An 18,793-nucleotide genomic window follows, 5' to 3' on the forward strand; every position below is an offset into this window, starting at 1 on the left:
CGCTGTCTCTCACACCGTCTTTGACGCCCCGGGGGCACCAAAGGGTTTCCATAGGTTTTCCACCACTGCACGAGGTTGCCTGAAACCGTAACGCCAGCCTATCGTCCCGGGCCCGCGATTCAGCTTGTGGCCCTTGACACGCCCTGACACGCAGGAGTGGCAGATTGGGAGGAACCATGCCTGCGGCATGTGTCGACGGAATCCGTCGGCATTCGCTAGCGCTCGTCTTGTGTTTTGCGGTCGCTCCCGCGCTCGTGATTCCCCAGGTCTCCGCGCAGGAGCCGGGGCAAGGGCACGTGTTCGAGGGCAGTGTGCGCGACGCGGGTACCGGTTACCCCCTGGCGGGAGCGCACGTATCGGTGGTCGGGAGGGAAACCAGGGCGGTGACCCGCGCGGACGGCACCTTCCACCTGACCGGGATGGCCGCGGGCGTGTATACCCTTCGAGCCGATCGCCTGGGGTACCGGGGCGCCACCGTGGAAGTAACCGTGGGGACCGTGCGCGCGCGCCGAGCGGTGGCGGAGTCGGCAGAGATCGTGATCGAGTTGGCGCCGTCTCCCATTGGAATGGCGGACTTGGTGGTGACGGCGACGATCAGCGAGCGCACCGCAGCCGAGGCGCTCCGGCCGGTCAGCGTCATGACGGGCGATGACTTGCAACGCCAGATGACGGCGACCGTAGCGGGGACGTTGGCGTCAATGCCGGGGCTGGCCGCCGCCGGGACGGGTCCATCGGTTGCGCAACCGGTGATCCGGGGACTGAGCGGGGATCGGGTACTGATGCTCGAGGACGGGACTGCGGTTGGGGATGCCTCCAACTCGGGCGCGGACCACGCCACCGCACTCGATCCGTCGTCGGCACGGCGGATCGAGGTTGTGCGGGGTCCCGGCGCGCTGCTCTACGGGGGCAACGCGCTGGGCGGGGTCATCAACGTCATCCGCGACGAGATTCCGACTGCCGTGCCGCACCGCCTGACGGGCGCGGCGACACTGCAGACGCAGACCGCGGCCGGCTCGCTGGCTGGCAGCGCGACGGCCGTGTTCGCCATCGCGGAGCGCGTGCCGGTGCGTGTGGAGGTAGCCGCACGGACGGCGGGAGATTTGAAGACCCCCGCCGGCACGCTTCTCAACACCGACGGCGAACTGTGGAGCGGGGGTGCGGGGACGGCCTACGTGGCCGATTGGGGTCGCCTGGGGACGTCCTTCCGCGGCTACCGCAACTACTACGGCATCCCGGGTGGTTTCGTGGGTGGGCACGAGGAGGGGGTGCGCATCGAAATGGAGCGAGTCTCATCGAAGTTCCGGACCGTGGTCGAGGAGCCGGTCGGGCCCTTCCACAACCTCCGCTTCGACGCGACCCACACCCGGTACACGCACCGCGAGATCGAAGCACCGGACATTTTGGGCACGCTCTTCGAGCAACAGAGCGCGAGCGCGGACGTCCTGGGTCGGCATGGGAGGTGGGGACCGTTTACGGCGGGTGCGATGGGCGGCCGTGCGTCCTGGGAGGATTTCGGATACGGGGGCTCCCTGCACACGCCAGACACGCGTCGGTTCAAGGCGGCCCTGTACTTGCTCGAGGAGGTCGACCTGGGCTCCATGCAGATCGAGTCGGGGCTACGCTACGACTGGACCTTGGCCGATCCAAAGGAAGATCGGGTTTCGGACATCGGTGAGATTCGTGACCGCAGATTCCACTCCTTGTCGGGGTCGTTGGGTGTCCTTTACAAGTCCGCCTCGGGGCTGGTGCTCGGTGCCAGCGTTGCCCGGGCGTTTCGCACACCCGACGTCACCGAACTCTATTCGGAAGGGCCGCATCTGGCGGCCTACGTCTTTGAAGTTGGAAACCCGTCTCTGGAGGGCGAGGTCGGGACGGGGCTCGATGTCTTCCTCCGCTTCGAGTCCGACCGGCTGAGGGCCGAGGTCACCGGCTTCCACAACGACATCAGGAACCACATCTACGGAGAGGACACGGGCCGCCTGAGCCGCGTGCGCCTCCCCATTTATCAGTTCCGGGGCAGCGACGCCGTGTTCAGCGGCTTCGAAGCCGGCGTGGACGTCGACGCTGGGCGGGGGCTGGCGCTGGAGGGAGTGGCCTCATCGGTGAAAGGCAGTCTCAAGGGGACCGGTCAGCCTTTGCCTCTCGTTCCTCCGCTCAAGGGACATGTGGCCCTGAAGTACGAGAGGCCGTCGTGGTATGTCCGGGCGGAGGCCGAGATGGCGGGCCGGCAAGACCGGGTTGGCGAATTCGAGACGCCGACGCGTGGGTACACCGTCTTCAACGCCACAGCAGGGGTGCGGCTTACGCTCGGCGGGCATCTGAACGTCCTGACTGTGAGCCTCGTCAACGGCGCGAATACCGAGTACCGCAACCACCTCTCCCGGGTGAAGGAGATCATGCCGGAGGCCGCGCGGAGTCTGAACGTCAGCTATCGGGTGGTGTTCTGACGCGCGCGTACACAAGCCTTGGTGCTCCCGCCGTCTCCCCTACGCCACCGCCACCCTTTTTCGCGACAGAGCCACGGGCTGCTAGCGCGCCAGCCAGGCGATGAAGCGCTCGTTCAGTTCGTCCTGGTTGTCGACCCAGAACGCCCAGTCGTAACGAAGCGCACGATCCACGTTGCCCGCGCCGGCCGGCATGTGGGGCGCCATGACGACCCCTGCGACTGCATGGGTCGTCACCAGTGGCATGCCTGATCTGCGCGCCGGGGAATAGGAGATGCGGCGGCCGATCCGCGCCAGAGACTCGGCGCTGGTGCTGAAGGCCACGTATCTCAGTGCCTCTTCCAGCCTCGGTGTACCCGCGACGATCCCGACCTGACCCACGTCCAACAACTGCCCGTCCCACACGATGACGAACGGTTGGTTTTCCAGGATCTGGGCATTGAAGATGCGGCCGTTGTACGCCGTGCTCATGACCACTTCCCTGTCGGCCAACATCTGCGGTGGCTGGGCGCCGGCCTCCCACCAGACCACCTCGTCCTCGATCGTTTCGAGCTTGGCAAAGGCCCGGTCCAAGCCCTCCGGAGTCTCCAGCGTCGCGTACACCTCGTCGAGCGGCACGCCATCGGCGATCAGGGCGAACTCCAGGTTCACCTGCGGTACCCGCCGCATCCCGCGGCGGCCCGGGAACTTCTCCAGGTCGAAGAAATCGGCCATGGTGGTGGGCTTTTCGCCCGGGAAGTTCTCGTCGTTGTACGCGTACACGGTCGACCAGTACAGATTGCCCACGCCGCACTCGGTCTGGCTCTCGGCCACGAAGTCGTCGGCCGCGGGAGTGCCGTCGGGTCCGGGAGGCAGATCGTCGATGTCTATCAGCTCGAGCAGCCCCTCGTCGCAACCGCGCACGGCATCGGCGATCTCCAGGTCGACCACATCCCAATGGATGTTGCCGACGTCCACCTGCGCCCGTATCTGGGCCAGACCGCCGTTGTAGGCGTCCAGGCTGACACGGATGCCGGTCGCCTCGGTGAAGGGAATGTTGGCGCCCTCGTTGACGGCGCGGCCGTAGGAGCCGCCCCAGGACACGACGGTGATCGACTGCCCGGCGACGGGGAGGAGCGGGACGCTGGAAAGGAGCGCAACGAGCCCCAGGGTGGTCACCGCCGGAACACGTATCACGACTCCTTCTCTCATTCCGTTTCTCCTTCATGGTGAAGTGGCCCCCAAAAGTTGGACACCGGACCTCCGGGTTTATTGTGCTGCTCAGCTCTCGCGGTAGAAGTCCTCGATGATCCTCAGGGGCGGCCGGTCTTCGAGGGAGGAGTGCCGGCGCACCTGATTGTAGTAGTTGATCCGGTCCCGGACGACGGCCGCGTGTTCTACCAGCTGGGGTTCTGAAGTCGCGGTAGGCTCAGGCCGGGCCGACGCCGAGGCGGGCGTCACCCGGCCGCCCGGAGGTGCATGGCGAAGGTGTCGAGGTCGATGTTCGAGCCTGAGAGGACGAGGCCAACGCGCCGACCGGCGAGTCGGTCACGCAGAGGGCCGCACGCGGCGGCCAATGGCGCCGCGCAGGCGGGTTCGGCGACCAGCTTCGCGTCGAGGAAGAGGGCCCGCATCGCGGAACGGATCGCGTCATCGTCGACAAGCACGACATCGTCCACATACCGCTGGACGAGCCCGAAAGTGTAGGGCGCGGCGTGGGGCGCGCCGAGGCTGTCGGCGATGGTGTCGATGCGGTCGAGCGCCACCGGTTCACCGGCGTCGAGGCTGCGGCGCATGGAGTCGGCACCGACCGGTTCCACTCCGTACACACGACATGCAGGCGCAAGCTGCTTCACGATGCTCGCCGTGCCGGAGATCAGGCCGCCCCCTCCGATCGGAACCACGAGGGCCTCCAGCGAGGGCAGTTGTTCGACGATCTCGAGGCCGACCGTGGAAGTCCCAAGGACCGTCGCCTCGCCCTCGAACGGGTGAACGCTGACTCGGCCTTCCTCCCTCTCGATTTCCTCCATGCGCGCGAAGCCGCTCGCCCCGTCCTGCGCGAATTCGATCTCCGCACCGAAGTTCCGGCACCGCTCGACGCGGGCCGGGTTCGCCGAGGAGAGCATCACGACCCTGGCTGTCGTGCCAACAGCCCGGGCCGCGTAGGCCACGGAGATGGCGTGGTTCCCCGCGCTGACCGCCGTGACGCCGCGGGCCAGCGTCGCCGGGTCTGCCGGGAGCACGTTGTTCAGGGCGCCGCGGACCTTGTAGGAACCGGTACGCTGAAACAGTTCCAGCTTGAGAAAGAGTTCCGATCCCGCGGGTAGCGGCGCGACTCCGGAGTCCGGGACCCAGCGTCTCACCGGGGTGCGTTCGATCCAGGGCGACACGCGCGCCCGCGTCTTTCGACTCCGCTCGGGCGTCGGTCCCTGCAACTCCCCTGCCATGGGGTCCGTCATCGTATGTCCGCAGTTGAGGTGGTTCGGGAATCCGACGCGAGCCGGCGCGACGCGACTAGCATACGCGCTTGACAAGTACACGACAGGGTGCGATCCTCCGCGCCCATGACGAACACCCATCCGTTTTTTGGCTATTATTATTTCCACCGCGAGGGCGGAGGCCGGTGATCGTCTAGCTGTATCCTGAACATAGGTTGCGAACGATCGATGCCGGCCCGAGGTGGCCGGCTTTTTTTGTCGCTGCCTCCCCGCCGGTGTCGGCCCCTGGAGCCGACGATATGACCCGCCAGACAACAAGCGTCACCGCGCCCGGACAAGTCGTCGCGTGAACCCGCTCGCCGCGTCCAGGGAGGCAGGCGGGCTCTACCGCCGGTTCCGGCGGCGAGGGATCGCCGTGCGCCGCTTCCCGAACTTCCCGGACCTGCTCCGGATCACACTTCCCGGAGACGAGGCGACGTTCCGACGCGTGCTCCGAGTGCTCGACATGCCGTTCGACGATTCCCGTGGAGAGGACTCCGATGAGCACCAACCGTAGAGACGGGCGAAACGATCAGCGGGTGGGCGAGCGATCCCGGCAGACGCTGGAGACGCGTATCCGGGCGAGCGTGGATCTCGCCCAGGCAGTCGCCCGAAGCTCCACCGCCGAGGTTCCGGGCACCAAGGGGGTCCTCGACCTCCGGAGGGTGTCCCTATGAGCGCCGCGCGGGTCGCGGGACCGGGCGAAGTCGGCATCGTCCCGACGGGCGTGGCCAACCTCGAAACGGTGGCGGCTGCGTTTCGCCGCGTGGGGCGGACACCGCGCCTCCTCGATTCCGCAGCCGGTATAGCGGGCGCCGCCTACGTCGTGTTGCCCGGCGTCGGATCGTTCGCGGACGGCATGGCGGAACTTCGACGCAGGGGGTGGAGCGACGCCATTCGCCGGCGGGTGGAGGAGCGCCGGCCCACGCTGGCCATCTGCCTCGGATTGCAGCTCCTGTGCGCCGAGAGCGAAGAGGCGCCGTCCGTCCCCGGACTTGGCTGCGTACCGGGCCGCGTGGTGAGGCCGGAGGGCGAGTGCCGGGTGCCCCAGCTGGGCTGGAACCGGATTTCAGCTCCGGCGGAAGCCGTGTTCCTGCGGTCGGCCGTGCTCTATTTCGCGAATTCCTATCGGCTGGAGGGCGGACCCCATGGCTGGGCCACGGCGATCGGACGGCATGGTAGCCGCTTCGTGGCCGGGTTCGAGCATGGGGGCGTGCTGGCGTGCCAGTTCCACCCCGAGCTGTCGGGCAGGGTCGGCACCGGGCTCCTGAACCGGTGGCTCGAACGGGCTCCGGGCGCGGCCGCGGCCAGCGAGAGGTCTGCGGACCACATGAGGCTCGCCGCGGCATGCTGAACGTTCGTGTCATCCCATGCCTCGACGTGAAGAACGGCCGGGTCATCAAGGGAGTTCGTTTCGACAACCTCGAGGACCAGGGGGATCCGGCGCGGCTCGCCCGGCGCTACGAGCGCGAGGGCGCGGACGAGCTCGTGATTCTGGATGTGGCGGCCACGGCGGACGGGCGGCTGGCAAGGTCCGAAACGATCGGTCGCGTTCGTGACGAGATTTCGATACCGCTCACCGTCGGAGGCGGCGTGCAGACGGTGGAAGACGCTGGCGCCCTGTTGGCGGCGGGGGCGGATCGGGTCGCGGTGAACACGGCGGCCGTCGAGCGGCCCGCGCTCCTGTCCGAAATCTCGACTCGCTTCGGCGCCCAGTGCGCGGTCCTCGCCCTGGATGCTTCCCGCGCCGGGGCGAAGGCGTGTCCCAGCGGCTTCGAAGTCCTCACGCACTCCGGCCGGAAACGCACCGGGATCGATGCGGCGAAATGGGGTCGGCGCGCGGTGGACCTGGGCGCGGGCGAGATCCTCCTCACCAGCTTCGACCGTGATGGCACAAGGAGCGGGTACGACCTGGCGCTGATCTCGATGATCCGCCGCGTCGTGCCGGTACCGATCGTGGCCTCCGGAGGCGGAGCCCACGCGGGCCACATGTGCGCCGCCGTCGCAGCGGGCGCCGACGCGGTGCTCGCCGCATCGATCTTCCATCAGGGCGACTGGTCGATCGGCCGGCTCAAGGATCGACTCCAGCAACTGAGCGTCGCGGTCCGGCGATGATCGTCCCGTCGATCGATCTCATGGGCGGCCGGGCCGTGCAGCTCCGTCAGGGCGCGACGCTCGAAATCGATGCCGGCGATCCACGGCCGCTCGCCGAAAGGTTCGCGGTGAGACTGGAGGATCTGGAAGGACACGCGCGCTCCGCGGCCCACCGGCTCATGTCGACGGTCCGGGCGGGTTCCGGCCCGCAGGCCCGCCTCTCGTGAGGTTGTCGAGGGCTCGATCCACGGCGTCCTTCGTAGAGGCCGTGATCCCCCCGCGCTCGTACTCCTGCACGACCATGCGTTCCAGACGGTCGACGAGCATGTCGACGCCCGGACGCGGCGGTGAAGGCAGCGCCTCCGCCTGCTGCGCGGCGCCGAACAGATTGATCCAGTATTCCGTCCGACTCCCGAACTGCAGGAGCAAGTAGAACTGGCGCCCGGCTCGCGGTCCCAGTCCCAGGAGGTCCACCAGGGCCACGAGCAGCGAGACCGGCAGCAGCACGGCGTCCCTGCACCCATCGAGGAGCAGCTTGAGCTGAAAGACCCCCACATCGCGCAGGAGATTCCAGCGTGACGGAATGACTTCAGGCCGCAACGTTGATCCCACCGGAAGCTCGCTCATCGTATATTTCGTTCCTTGTCTCGATCCTCGATCCCCGGCAATCCGGGGCGCCGCGGTCGCTCCCCGACGCGCGGCATGTGCGGCCGGGAGCCGGGAATAAAGCTCGCGGCGTTGTTTACCCTTCGCGAAGCGAACAGCCAGCGAGGGGTGCCCGCGGCGATGGGAGCCACATTTGAACAGCTCGGAGGCAACCGACAGGGCGCTCGTTCTTCGCGCACAGCGCGGCGAGCGGGCGGCTTTCGGCGAACTCGTCACACGATACATGCAGCGTGCCTACTATACGGCGCTCGGTCTGGTGGGGAACCACGACGACGCCCTCGATCTTTCGCAGGAGGCCTTCGCCAGGGCATTCCGCGCCCGAGCCACGATCGACGCCGAGCGTCCCTTCTTCCCGTGGCTATATCAAATCGTTCGACGCCTTTGTTTCAACCATACGCGCGACCAGAGATCACGCCGCCAGAAACTCGAGCGGGTGGGAAGCTGGCTCGCCGATACGACGATGGGCACGCGCCCCCTCAGCCCGGACCGGGCGGTCGAGCGCTCGGAGTTGCGGGCGCAGGTGTCTGCGGCGATCGGCCGGCTGGCCGAGCGCGAGCGGGAGACCCTGGTTCTGCGCGAGTTTCAGGAGTTGCGTTACCGGGAGATCGCTGAACTGCTGGGAATCCCCATTGGAACCGTGATGTCGCGTCTCTACAGGGCACGCCGGGCTCTGGCCCGCGAGATCGAGGCCGCGCGGGCCCGGCCCAAAGGGCGGGAGGTGCGGGACGATGAGTGACAGGAAGACTGAGAAGAACGTCAAGCACGCGATGCAGCCCGACGACGAGCGGGTGCGCCATCTCATGATGGCCGAAGTGGACCGGGAACTCTCGGGGGAGGCCCGCGCCGAACTCGAGTCGGCGCTCGCCGAGAACCCGGATCTTCGCAATGAACTCGAGACGTTCCAGCGCCTGAAGGAGGTCACCGATACCATGACGCCGTTGAAACCCCCGGGTGAGACCTGGGACACTTACTGGGAGCGCGTCTACCGACGGCTCGAACGCGGCATCGGCTGGGTTCTGGTCTCGCTGGGAACCATCACGGTCGGGACGTGGGCGCTGTGGACCGCCGTCCAGGGGTTGATCGAGGACACGACGATGCCCGCCTACATCCGCTGGGGCCTGCTCGTTCTCCTGGCCGGTTTCGTGATCCTCTTCGTGTCCGTGGTTCGCGAGCGCCTGTTCATGCAGAAAAGCGACCCCTACAAGGATGTGGTCCGATGATCATCTCGTCTCGAAACGACCTCGCCGGGCACCGGATCGTTCAGGAGTTCGGCCTGGTGCGCGGAAGCACGATTCGGGCGCGCCACCTCGGCCGCGACATCCTCGCCGGACTGAAGAGCATCGTGGGAGGCGAGATCCAGGAGTACACGAAGATGATGGCCGAAGCCCGGGAACAGGCGATCGACCGCATGGCGAAGGAGGCGTCGGACGCCGGCGGGAACGCGGTACTCTGCGTGCGGTTTTCCACCGCCTACGTGATGGGGGGCACGGCCGAGATTGTGGTCTACGGTACAGCCGTGAAAGTCGAGAAGAGCTAGCGATGGCCACGGGGCGGACACTCCGGCACGGGCTCGGAGGCCTGACAACCATGCATCGGCTGGGGATCTGGACGGCCGCCGGGTGCGCGTTCTCGGCGCCGGCGCTGGCGCAGGAACCGGCCTCCGGGATCGAGGGCAGGTGGGCCGGGTCCGTCGTTCTGCCGACGGGCGAACTGCCGTTCTCCGTGACCTTCGAGGCCACGGACGGAGCACTCTCCGCCACCATGGACATCCCCGCTCAGGGCGCCCTCGGTCTCCCGCTCACCGCGGTGTCGTACACGGACGGCCGCGTGCACTTCGAACTCCGGGCCTCAATCGGCCTCGCCGTGTGGGATGGGGCGCACGACGGCAGCAGCATCGAGGGCGGCTTCACGCAGGGGGCCGCGAGGGGCACGTTCACCGCCCGACGCGCCGATCCGGCCGCAACGGAGCCCGAAGAACCCGTGCCCTATCGGGAGGAGGAGATCTCGTTCGAGAACGGCGATGTCCATCTCGAGGGCACGCTGACGCTGCCGGAGGGCGCGGGACCGTTCCCCGCCGTGGTTCTGATCACCGGGTCCGGCCCTCAGGACCGTGACGAGGTCGTGTTCGGGTTCCCCGTCTTCCGGGTCCTCTCCGATCACCTCACGCGGCAGGGCATCGCGGTGCTCCGCTACGACGATCGCGGCGTGGGCGGGTCGACGGGCAGCGTCCCCGGCTCCACCACCTCCGACTTCGCCGGCGATGCCCTGGCCGGCATCGCGCGGCTCTCCGTGCACCCGGACATCGATCCGGCGCGCGTCGGCCTCCTGGGACACAGCGAAGGCGCGGCCGTGGCGCCGCTGGCCGCCTCGCGCTCGGACGCGGTCAGGTTCGCCGTGTTGCTGGCCGGCACCAGCGTGCCCGGCACCGAGGTGCTGTACGAGCAATCCGCGGCCATGCAACGGGCCTCGGGCGTTGGCGACGAGCAGATCGCCTGGAATACGGACTTCCAGCGCCGGCTGTTCGCAGCCATGGAGGCGGGGGAGGATCTCGACGGCTATCGCGAGGAACTGGGGGTCCGGATCCGCGACGGGATCGACCGTCTCTCCGAGGCGCAGCGCGCGCCCATTTCCGACGTGGACGGACACGTGCAGACGCAGGTCGACCAGCAGATCAACGCGGTGCAGACCCCGTGGTTCAGACACTTTCTCACCTTCGACCCGTCCGAAGCGCTCCGGGGGACCCGGGTGCCGGTGCTGGCCCTGTTCGGCGGCCTCGACCTGCAGGTTCTCGTCGACCAGAACCGCGGACCGATGGCCGAAGCGCTGGCCGGTAATCCGGACGTGACGATCGAGGAGGTGCCGCGCGCCAATCATCTCTTCCAGGCCGCGACGACCGGCTCGCCGGTGGAGTACGCGATGCTGGAGAAGACGTTCGTGGACGGTTTCCTCGACACGATCTCCGACTGGATCCTCGCGCGCTTCGGAAACTGATCCCGACGCACCAGACAGCGCCCGCGTCTGGCGCCCGGCGCAGCGGCCGGTACCTTCGCGGAAGCCGACGTCCTGCTCGAATCCGGGGAGACCGAGAACCCATGCACGCACCCACTTCAGTGGCCAGCCACGCGGTCCGGGCCGTTGCCGGCGCCGTCCTCCTCGCCGCAACCCCGGGCGGACTGGCGGGCCAGACCGCGAGCGAAGACGTACGCGCCCTTGTAGATCACCCGGCGGTGCAGAACGCCTTCGGGATCATCGAGGAACTCGAGCCGCGGACGATCCGGGAACTCATCGAACTCACGCAGGTTCCGGCGCCCCCCTTCATGGAAGCGGAGCGCGCGAGGGTCTACGCGGAGTGGCTGCGCGAGGCCGGAGCCGACTCGGTGTTCATCGACGAGGAGGGCAACGCCGTCGCGATCCGTTACGGCCGCGGCGGCGCGCGCGGGTCGACGGATGACGGGGGGCGGAGAACCGTCGCCCTGTCGGGACATCTGGATACGGTGTTCCCGGAGGACATCGACGTGACCGTCTCCCAGCGCGGCGACACGCTCTTCGCCCCGGGAATCGGCGACGACACGCGCGGTCTCATGGCGGTGATCACCGTACTTCGGGCGCTCGAAGCGAGCGGGATCGAGACCCAGGCGGATGTCCGGTTCATCGGAACGGTGGGAGAGGAGGGCCTCGGCGATCTGCGCGGGATGAAATACCTGTTCCGCGAAGGTGCGGATCCGATCCACACCTGGATCGATGTGGACGGCACGGGGCTGGGGAGAATCGTGAACAGGGGCCTCGGCTCCCACCGCTACCGCGTCACGTTCCGGGGGCCCGGCGGCCATTCGTGGGGGGCGTTCGGGCTGGCGAGCCCGGCCCACGCGCTGGGCCGCGGGATCCGCCACTTCCAGGATGTGGCCGACACCCTCACACGATCGGGCTTTCGCACGAGCTACAACGTGGGGCGGCTCGGTGGCGGCACCTCGGTCAACGCGATTCCGTTCGAGGCCTGGATGGAGGTGGACATGCGCTCGGTGAGCGATGAGAGTCTCGCGCGCATCGATGCCGCGTTTCAGGCGTCCATGCGGCGGGCGTTGGCGGAGGAGAACGCGTTGCGTCGCGCCGGGCCCGAAATCGAACTCGAACTGGACCAGATCGGGGACCGGCCCTCCGGTGAGGTCGCGGACGACCACCCGCTGGTCGAACGGGCCCGTGAAGTCATGCGCCTGTTCGGCGCCGACCCGCAGCTCGCGCGCTCATCGACGGACTCGAACATTCCGATTTCGCTCGGGATCCCTGCGGTCACGATCGGAAGCGGCGGCGTCGGGAGCGGCGCCCATTCGCCCGGCGAGTGGTGGATCAACCGTGACGGCCATCTCGGGATCCAGGCCGGACTCCTCCTGCTTGTGAGCGAGGCGGGGCTGGCCGAGCCCATCCCCTGAGCAACGCGGACGTGCGGACGCGGACCGGAGACGAAGCCGGCTTCGGGCTCCACACGGCGATCGCGGTCGTCGTGGCCAACATGGTGGGGACCGGTGTCTTCACCAGCCTCGGGTTTCAGCTCCAGGACCTCAGGTCCGGCTTCGCCCTGCTCATGCTCTGGGTCGTGGGCGGCGTGACGGCGGTGTGCGGAGCGCTCACCTACGCGGAACTCGGCTCCACGATCCGGCGGTCGGGCGGCGAGTACGCCTTCCTGTCGCACATCTATCATCCCGCGGGGGGATTCGTTTCGGGCTGGATCTCGGCCACGATCGGCTTCGCCGCTCCCACCGCGCTGGCCGCCATCACCTTCGGTACCTACCTGTCGTCGGTCTTCCCGACGCTCTCCGCGACGTGGCTGGCCGTCGGCCTGGTGGTACTGCTCTCGGGGGTGCACGCCAGTACGCGCCGTGCGTCGGGCGGCTTCCAGCGGTGGTCGACGACACTCAAGGTGGGGCTCATTCTCGCCTTCTGCGCGGCCGGGCTCTTTCTGGTCGCCGAACCTCGGGAGGTCGGCGTCCTCCCTACGACTTCGGGCGTCTCGAGTGTGTTTTCCGGCGGGTTCGCGGTCTCGCTCATCTTCGTCTCCTACTCCTACTCGGGGTGGAACGCCGCGACGTATGTGACCGGCGAACTCCGCGACCCACGCCGCATTCTGCCCCGCGCGCTGGCGGCCGGAACCCTTCTCGTGATGCTGCTGTATGTCGGGCTCAACTATGTCTTCCTTCGGGCCGCGCCCCAGGAGGAGCTGGTCGGGCAGCTCCAGGTCGGGTACATCGCCGCCGGCCACATCTTCGGTCCGCGGGGCGCCGACCTGATGGGGATCACGCTCGCCCTCCTGCTCGTCTCCACGGTGAGTGCGATGGTGCTGGCGGGTCCGCGAGTCCTGCACGCGATCGGGGGCGACTACCCGACGTTCCGGTTACTGAGGCGGGAGAACGCGCGCGGGGTTCCGGCCGTGGCCATCTTCACGCAGGCCGGGATCAGCCTCGCCTTCATCCTGACGGAGTCGTTCGAGACGATCCTGGTGTTCTCGGGGTTCACGATGGGCCTGAACACACTGCTCGCCACGGCGGGCGTGTTCGTGCTGCGGCGGCGCGGTCCCCCGGTGCCCGCATCCGAGACCCCGCCATACCGCACGTGGGGGTACCCCGTCACGCCGGCGATCTTTCTGGCGGTCACCGGCTGGACGCTGGCGTATATCCTCATCGACCGACCCCTCGAAGCGGGACTGGGATTGGGCCTCATAGCGGTCGGGTTCGCGATCTACGCCGTGACACGGGCCCGGGACCGGGCGCTCGATCGCTGACCACCGGCATCGCCGCATGACCCGACCTCACGCTTCCACCAGGGATCTGCTGCTGGCGTTCGCGGCAGTGTACCTGGTCTGGGGGTCCACCTATCTGGCGATCCGCTTCGGCGTCGAGACGATCCCCCCCTTTCTGCTGGGCGGGGTCCGGTTCTTCACGGCGGGTCTCATCCTCACCGCCGTATCGCGCCTGCGGGGCGCTCCCGCGCCTAAGCCCTCGGAGTGGAAGGCGGCGACGATCTCGGGGACGTTCATGGTCGCCGGAGGCAACGGGCTCGTGTGCTGGGCCGAGCAGTACGTGCCCTCGGGGCTGGCGGCCCTCCTTGTCGCCACGGTGCCGTTGTGGCTCGTCGCGATTGCGCGTCTGGGACCGGATCGCGAGCCGACGAGTCGCCTGGAGGTTCTGGGGCTGGTACTCGGCCTCGTCGGCGTGGTCGTCCTCGTCCGTGGTTCCGGCTCGGAGATCGGGATCGGCGGGGCGAGTTCGGACAGGGTCATGCTGGGTGCGTTCGTGATCCTCGGCGCCTCGCTGAGCTGGGCCATCGGATCCATGTACAACCGTCGGGCGGCGCTTCCCTCTCCGCCGCTCTACGCCACGGCGCTGACCATGACGGCGGAGGCCTGGTCCTCATACTCATCGGGCTGGGCGCGGGAGAGTTCGGCCGCCTGTCGCTGGCCGACGTCTCCGCCAGGTCGTGGTGGGCGCTGCTGTACCTGATCCTGTTCGGTTCGATCGTCGCCTTCTCGGCCTACATGTGGCTCCTGCGCACCGTGCGGCCCGCCGCGGCCGGGACGTACGCCTACATCAACCCGGTCGTGGCGCTGTTCCTGGGATGGTGGCTCGCGGATGAAGGGTTTACGCTGCCGATGCTGGCGGGGACGGTGATCATCGTGGCGGCGGTGGTGCTGGTGCAGCGGGGGCGGGCGCCGAAGGGCGGCCCGAGGCCGGCGACCGTGCGGGCACCGGCCTCGAGGTAGCCACCCGGGCGCAGATCAGTCGAAGGGCGGGCGGCGGCGTTGCATTTGTTCGGCGACCCAGCCCTCGTACAGCGCCATCTGATCCTCGCTCAACACCTCGGCGAGCTTCGTGTTCGTCTCCGCTTGCATGTTCTGCACGATCTCCATCATGGCCTCGCGGTTCATCGAACCCCGGGCCCCCTGGAAGCGCTCGCGCCGGCTCGTCGCCTGCGCTTCGAGGATTTCGCGGACCTTTGTTGCCTGTTCCTCATCGAGTCCGAGGAGTTCCGTGAGCTGTGCCATCTGGGCGTCGAGGTTCATGCGTGCGCCGGCGCCACCGCGCCGCTGCTGGGCCTCGAGCGGCGCCACAAGGGCGAAACCGACCACGATGAGGGCGAGCCCTCCGATCATCTTTCTCATCAACCGTCTCCTTCCTGGGTATTCGGCTGTGTATTCGTTTCTGCGCGGGAATCGGCCTTCAACCGTCCCTTTTCTGACGACACGCGCGCGCGCCGAAACGTTATGGCCCTTGCGCCAGGCGCTCCCGAGCCGAGACGCTCAGCTACCGGTCGTTGGCTTCCCATCGCCAACGGGACCGGATCGGCCGGGTCAGCCAAATGGGGGTTCGCATGCGCACTCGTCATCCATCCCGGGTTCTGTCCGTCCTCGCGGTCATCCTTCTGTCCTCCGCCTGCGGCGTGGAGGAGGGAGTCGAGGCTGCGGCGTCCGACGCAGCCGGGGCCGGGGAAGTCGGCACCTCGGATGAAGCCCATGTGCGGGGGCACATCGCCGGGATGGCTGCCCACCACATCTGTTCGGGCGTGTTCGTCGTCGGCCGCGACTACGAACGCTCGGTCGAGGAGGTCGTGGCACAGGATATTCGGCGCTTCGACATCTTCAAATGGCAGGACGACTTCGAGTATGCCGTGAACTTCGAGACGCGCACCGCCACCGTCTCGGCAGCGGACTTCGGGACACGGTCCGCCGAGTACAACGGGGACCAGGGCTGCACGATCCTGCCGGCCGGTCTGGAGGATGTGACGTACGAGCCGCAGGTCGTCGAGCGGCTCAGCCCGGATCCGGAGGTGACGGTCTGGCCTACGGGCGACGTCGGCGCGTACTACGACCCGCCGCCGCCGGAGGTCGACATGGCCGCGCTCGAGGCGGCACTCGACTGGACGATGGCCCAGAGCGAGCACAACACCCGCGCGCTCGTCGTCATCTACGCGGGAAAGATCCTCGGCGAGCGCTACGCCCCCGGCTTCACGCGCAACACGCCGCAGATCTCATGGTCCCAGGGGAAGAGCATCGCGAGCGCCCTCGTCGGGGCCGCGATCCAGGTCGGCCATCTTGACGCCGGACTCGACGACCCGGTGCCCGTGCCCGACTGGCAGGGGGAGGAGGACCCGCGCCGGGAGATCCGCATCCGCGACATCCTGAACATGAGTTCCGGGCTCGACTTTCTGAACCGGGGCCTGGGGAACGAAGACTCCTGGACGCATACCAACGAACACTTCAGGATCTACTTCGAAGGCATCGACGTGTTCGAGCACGCGATCGACCAGCCCATGGACACAGTTCCGGGCGCCATCTTCCGCTACCGGAACTCCGACCCGCTCACGGCCAACCGAATCGTGCGCGCGGCGGTCGAGGCGCGCGGGGAGGACTGGCTCACGTACCCCCAGCGCATCCTGTTCGACCGCATCGGGGCGCGGAACTACGTCCTCGAGACAGACGCCTGGGGCAACTTCATCATCACCGGCTACGACTACGGGAGTGCGTGGGACTGGGCGCGGTTCGGGCTGCTCCATCTCTGGGACGGCGTGTGGCCGACCCCTCATGGCGGGTCCGATCGCATCCTGCCGGAGGGGTGGGTGGACTTCGTCAGCGCACCCGCTCCCGGCGCCGAGGCCCTGCAGTACGGCGGGCTGTTCTGGCTCAATCGCGGCGGCTCGCTGCCCCGGGCTCCGGAAGACGCGTACTGGTCGGCCGGGTTCATGGGGCAATACACGGTCATCATCCCCTCGTACGACCTCGTCATCGTGCGGCTGGGGCCGAGCCCCGGGGACATCGGCGCATACCTGTCGGACATCATCGGCGAGGTGACGGCGGCGATCGACCGCTAGCCCGCTTCGTCCTCGCGAAATGGGGGGTCGCATGAGCGCTCGTATCGGAGTTCACCGCCGGTGCTGGACCGTGGTCGCGGGGACGGCCGCTCTCCTGGTGCCGGGCTGTGCGCCGGAGCCGGATGGAACCGAGGAAGACGAGGCCCACATGCGCGGACACGTCGCCGGGATGTCCGCGCACCACCTCTGCGCCGGCGTTTTCGTGGTGGGCCGGGATTACGAGCGCTCGGTCGAGGAGGTCGTGGCGCAGGACATCCAGCCGTTCGACCGGTTCGACTGGCAGGTTGATTTCGAGTACGCGGTGGACTTCGAGACCCGCACCGCCTCGGTTTCGGGAGACGGATTCCTCACGCAGTACGCGGAATACAACGGCGACCAGGGCTGCACGCTCCTGCCGGCCGGGTTCGACGATGTGACCTTCGAGCCTGCGGTCGTCGAACGACGCAGCCCGGATCCCGAGGTGACCGCGTGGCCCATGGGTGATGTGGACGCAACCCATGACGCGCCGCCCGCGGAGGTCGACAAGGCCGCGCTGGATGCTGCGCTCGACTGGGCGATGGCCCAGAGCGAACAGAACACGCGCGCCCTGGTCGTCATCTATGCCGGGAAGATCCTCGGCGAGCGCTACGCGCCCGGCTTCACGCGCAACACGCCACAGATCTCGTGGTCCCAGGGAAAGAGCATCGCGAGCGCTCTCGTCGGCGCCGCGATCCAGGCCGGCCACCTCGACGTCGGACTCGACGATCCCGCGCCGGTGCCCGAATGGCAGGGAGCGGACGACCCGCGCAGGGAGATCCGCATCCGGGACCTCCTGAACATGAGTTCGGGGCTCGACTTCCTGAACCTGGGCTCGGATCCGGCACTCCGCTGGACGCACGCTCACGAACACTCCCGGATCTATTTCGAGGGGATCGATGTGTTCGAGCACGCCATCGACCAGCCGATGGACACACTTCCGGGCGCGATCTTCCGGTACCGGAACTCGGATCCGCTCACCGCGACCCGCATCGTGCGGCAGGCGGTCGAGGCGCGCGGAGCGGACTGGCTCACCTATCCCCAGCGGATCCTGTTCGACCGCATCGGGGCGCGGAACTACGTCCTCGAGACGGACGCGTGGGGCAACTTCATCATCACCGGCTACGACTTCGGGAGCGCGTGGGACTGGGCGCGGTTCGGCCTCCTCCATCTGTGGGACGGAGTGTGGCCGGCCCCTGATGGGGGATCCGACCGCATCCTCCCCGAGGGCTGGGTGGACTTCGTCAGCACGCCCGCTCCGGGCGCCGAACTCCTCAACTACGGCGGGTTGTTCTGGGTCAATCGAGGCGGGGCGTTTCCCAGGGCCCCGGAAGACGCCTACTGGGCGGCCGGGGCCATGGGACAGTACACGGCCATCATCCCGTCCTACGATCTGGTGGTCGTCCGGCTGGGACCGAGCCCCGGCGACCACGGCGCGTACATGTCGGACATCATCGGCAAGGTGACGGCGGCAATCGACCGGTAGCGGTCCGCCATCGTAATGTGTAGGCCCTTTCCCCGACGTTCCGGGGGGAATCGTCCAGTTCCCGTCGCCAGGAGGCGTCCGTGTACTCCGTGACCCGTTTCCGGAAGCTTCTTCCCGTCTTCCTCTTCGTTCTCATCCCTGCTTCGACCGTGGCGCAGGACTCCGGGGGCGGACTCCCCTCGATCGAGGACAAGACGGCCTCCATGCGGGCCATCGACGGCTTCATCCCCATGCACTGGGAGACGTCGACCGGCAAGCTGTGGCTGGAGATCTCGCGCTGGGACACGGATCTGCTCCACATGACGGGCCTCGCTTCGGGGCTGGGCTCGAACGACATCGGACTCGACCGCGGTGCACTCGCCGGTTCGCGGCTCGTGCGCTTCCACCGGGTAGGGCCGAAAGTCCTGATGATCCAGCCCAACCTCGACTTCCGGGCGAGCAGCCCGAACCCGCGCGAGGTCCGGGCGGTGACGGACGCGTTCGCCCCTTCCACGCTGTGGGGCTTCACGGCGGCGGCGGAGACGGATGGGCGCGTGCTCGTCGACGCGACGGATTTCGTCGTGCGCGACATGATCAACTGGGCCCAGCGGCTGCGGCCGGGGACGTACCGGTTCGACGCGAGCCGGAGCGCGGTCCACCTGCCGATGACGATGGGGTTCCCGGAAAACACGGAGATCGAGGCCTCCCTCACCTTCGTCCGCCAGCCGGGGGGGGGGCGGCGGCTTCGGCGGTTTCGGAGGCGGGGGCGGCGCGTTCGAGGGGGTCGGGAACGTGGC

At 68.1% G+C, this 18,793-nt stretch carries 21 protein-coding genes and 1 pseudogene; 17 read left to right on the top strand and 5 right to left on the bottom strand.

The annotated features are described in order from the left end of the window. Positions 1 to 176 precede the first annotated feature (176 nt). Positions 177 to 2,447: a TonB-dependent receptor gene (locus ACN9M6_RS00250; RefSeq protein ID WP_419160909.1), complete on the top strand. Its 2,271-nt coding sequence runs from the start codon at positions 177 to 179 to the stop codon at positions 2,445 to 2,447. 81 nt (positions 2,448 to 2,528) lie between these two features. Here ACN9M6_RS00250 and ACN9M6_RS00255 read toward each other — a convergent pair whose 3' ends face one another. The 3 genes from ACN9M6_RS00255 to ACN9M6_RS00265 all read right to left on the bottom strand — a co-directional run bounded on the left by ACN9M6_RS00255 (position 2,529) and on the right by ACN9M6_RS00265 (position 4,882). Beyond that, complete coding sequence (locus tag ACN9M6_RS00255) at positions 2,529 to 3,635, bottom strand: ABC transporter substrate-binding protein (protein ID WP_419160910.1); 1,107 nt, start codon at positions 3,633 to 3,635, stop codon at positions 2,529 to 2,531. 69 nt (positions 3,636 to 3,704) lie between these two features. After that, positions 3,705 to 3,884: a hypothetical protein gene (locus ACN9M6_RS00260; protein WP_419160911.1), complete on the bottom strand. Its 180-nt coding sequence runs from the start codon at positions 3,882 to 3,884 to the stop codon at positions 3,705 to 3,707. Beyond that, positions 3,881 to 4,882 (bottom strand): threonine ammonia-lyase, encoded by a 1,002-nt coding sequence (locus tag ACN9M6_RS00265; protein WP_419160912.1) that lies wholly within the window; start codon positions 4,880 to 4,882, stop codon positions 3,881 to 3,883. Before ACN9M6_RS00265 ends, ACN9M6_RS00260 begins: the two co-directional genes overlap by 4 nt. Positions 4,883 to 5,207: 325 nt before the next feature. On the opposite strand from ACN9M6_RS00265, the gene ACN9M6_RS00270 reads away from it, so the two are divergent. Genes ACN9M6_RS00270 through ACN9M6_RS00290 form a run of 5 tightly spaced genes read left to right on the top strand, consistent with a single transcriptional unit; the run spans position 5,208 to position 7,221 of the window. Then, complete coding sequence (locus ACN9M6_RS00270) at positions 5,208 to 5,417, top strand: hypothetical protein (protein ID WP_419160913.1); 210 nt, start codon at positions 5,208 to 5,210, stop codon at positions 5,415 to 5,417. Next, a complete protein-coding gene (locus ACN9M6_RS00275) occupies positions 5,401 to 5,577 on the top strand; it encodes a hypothetical protein (RefSeq protein ID WP_419160914.1) in 177 nt (58 codons plus the stop codon). Before ACN9M6_RS00270 ends, ACN9M6_RS00275 begins: the two co-directional genes overlap by 17 nt. Continuing rightward, complete coding sequence (gene hisH / locus ACN9M6_RS00280) at positions 5,574 to 6,254, top strand: imidazole glycerol phosphate synthase subunit HisH (RefSeq protein ID WP_419160915.1); 681 nt, start codon at positions 5,574 to 5,576, stop codon at positions 6,252 to 6,254. The genes ACN9M6_RS00275 and hisH overlap by 4 nt, the downstream gene beginning before the upstream one ends. Further along, on the top strand, positions 6,248 to 7,015 hold the full coding sequence (hisF, locus tag ACN9M6_RS00285) for an imidazole glycerol phosphate synthase subunit HisF (RefSeq protein ID WP_419160916.1): 768 nt from the start codon (positions 6,248 to 6,250) through the stop codon (positions 7,013 to 7,015). Before hisH ends, hisF begins: the two co-directional genes overlap by 7 nt. Further along, complete coding sequence (locus ACN9M6_RS00290) at positions 7,012 to 7,221, top strand: hypothetical protein (RefSeq protein ID WP_419160917.1); 210 nt, start codon at positions 7,012 to 7,014, stop codon at positions 7,219 to 7,221. The genes hisF and ACN9M6_RS00290 overlap by 4 nt, the downstream gene beginning before the upstream one ends. On the opposite strand, the gene ACN9M6_RS00295 is transcribed toward ACN9M6_RS00290, so the two are convergent. Next, positions 7,172 to 7,621, bottom strand: coding sequence for a hypothetical protein (locus ACN9M6_RS00295; protein WP_419160918.1), 450 nt, complete (start codon positions 7,619 to 7,621; stop codon positions 7,172 to 7,174). The two genes, ACN9M6_RS00290 and ACN9M6_RS00295, sit on opposite strands and share 50 nt — an antisense overlap. Positions 7,622 to 7,793: 172 nt before the next feature. Here ACN9M6_RS00295 and ACN9M6_RS00300 point away from each other — a divergent pair, with 172 nt between their 5' ends. The 8 genes from ACN9M6_RS00300 to ACN9M6_RS00335 all read left to right on the top strand — a co-directional run bounded on the left by ACN9M6_RS00300 (position 7,794) and on the right by ACN9M6_RS00335 (position 14,411). Further along, positions 7,794 to 8,396 carry an RNA polymerase sigma factor gene (locus ACN9M6_RS00300; protein WP_419160919.1) on the top strand — a complete coding sequence of 201 codons (603 nt, stop codon included), beginning with the start codon at positions 7,794 to 7,796 and terminating at the stop codon, positions 8,394 to 8,396. Further along, the gene (locus ACN9M6_RS00305) at positions 8,389 to 8,880 is read left to right on the top strand and encodes a hypothetical protein (protein WP_419160920.1); all 492 of its coding nucleotides are present in this window, start codon (positions 8,389 to 8,391) and stop codon (positions 8,878 to 8,880) included. Before ACN9M6_RS00300 ends, ACN9M6_RS00305 begins: the two co-directional genes overlap by 8 nt. Beyond that, positions 8,877 to 9,197 carry a YbjQ family protein gene (locus ACN9M6_RS00310; protein ID WP_419160921.1) on the top strand — a complete coding sequence of 107 codons (321 nt, stop codon included), beginning with the start codon at positions 8,877 to 8,879 and terminating at the stop codon, positions 9,195 to 9,197. The genes ACN9M6_RS00305 and ACN9M6_RS00310 overlap by 4 nt, the downstream gene beginning before the upstream one ends. Positions 9,198 to 9,247: 50 nt before the next feature. Beyond that, positions 9,248 to 10,651 (top strand): alpha/beta hydrolase family protein, encoded by a 1,404-nt coding sequence (locus ACN9M6_RS00315; protein WP_419160922.1) that lies wholly within the window; start codon positions 9,248 to 9,250, stop codon positions 10,649 to 10,651. 101 nt (positions 10,652 to 10,752) lie between these two features. Continuing rightward, the gene (locus ACN9M6_RS00320) at positions 10,753 to 12,087 is read left to right on the top strand and encodes a M20/M25/M40 family metallo-hydrolase (RefSeq protein ID WP_419160923.1); all 1,335 of its coding nucleotides are present in this window, start codon (positions 10,753 to 10,755) and stop codon (positions 12,085 to 12,087) included. 11 nt (positions 12,088 to 12,098) lie between these two features. Continuing rightward, positions 12,099 to 13,433 carry an APC family permease gene (locus ACN9M6_RS00325; RefSeq protein ID WP_419160924.1) on the top strand — a complete coding sequence of 445 codons (1,335 nt, stop codon included), beginning with the start codon at positions 12,099 to 12,101 and terminating at the stop codon, positions 13,431 to 13,433. 16 nt (positions 13,434 to 13,449) lie between these two features. Further along, the gene (locus ACN9M6_RS00330; protein ID WP_419160925.1) at positions 13,450 to 14,151 is read left to right on the top strand and encodes an EamA family transporter; all 702 of its coding nucleotides are present in this window, start codon (positions 13,450 to 13,452) and stop codon (positions 14,149 to 14,151) included. Then, complete coding sequence (locus ACN9M6_RS00335; protein WP_419160969.1) at positions 14,106 to 14,411, top strand: EamA family transporter; 306 nt, start codon at positions 14,106 to 14,108, stop codon at positions 14,409 to 14,411. Before ACN9M6_RS00330 ends, ACN9M6_RS00335 begins: the two co-directional genes overlap by 46 nt. Before the next feature lie 15 nt (positions 14,412 to 14,426). On the opposite strand, the gene ACN9M6_RS00340 is transcribed toward ACN9M6_RS00335, so the two are convergent. Next, a complete protein-coding gene (locus ACN9M6_RS00340; protein ID WP_419160926.1) occupies positions 14,427 to 14,810 on the bottom strand; it encodes a hypothetical protein in 384 nt (127 codons plus the stop codon). Positions 14,811 to 15,019: 209 nt separating this feature from the next. Between ACN9M6_RS00340 and ACN9M6_RS00345 the strand changes: the two genes are divergently transcribed. From ACN9M6_RS00345 to ACN9M6_RS00355, 3 genes and pseudogenes are all read left to right on the top strand, one after another. Continuing rightward, positions 15,020 to 16,516, top strand: a complete 1,497-nt coding sequence (locus tag ACN9M6_RS00345) for a serine hydrolase domain-containing protein (RefSeq protein WP_419160927.1) — start codon at positions 15,020 to 15,022, stop codon at positions 16,514 to 16,516. A 31-nt stretch (positions 16,517 to 16,547) separates the two neighbouring features. Further along, a complete protein-coding gene (locus ACN9M6_RS00350; protein WP_419160928.1) occupies positions 16,548 to 18,017 on the top strand; it encodes a serine hydrolase domain-containing protein in 1,470 nt (489 codons plus the stop codon). 407 nt (positions 18,018 to 18,424) lie between these two features. Further along, positions 18,425 to 18,658, top strand: a pseudogene (locus tag ACN9M6_RS00355) (hypothetical protein); the annotation flags it as partial. Positions 18,659 to 18,793 lie beyond the last annotated feature (135 nt).

This window comes from Candidatus Palauibacter sp., from assembly GCF_965197445.1.
GTDB lineage: Bacteria > Gemmatimonadota > Gemmatimonadetes > Palauibacterales > Palauibacteraceae > Palauibacter.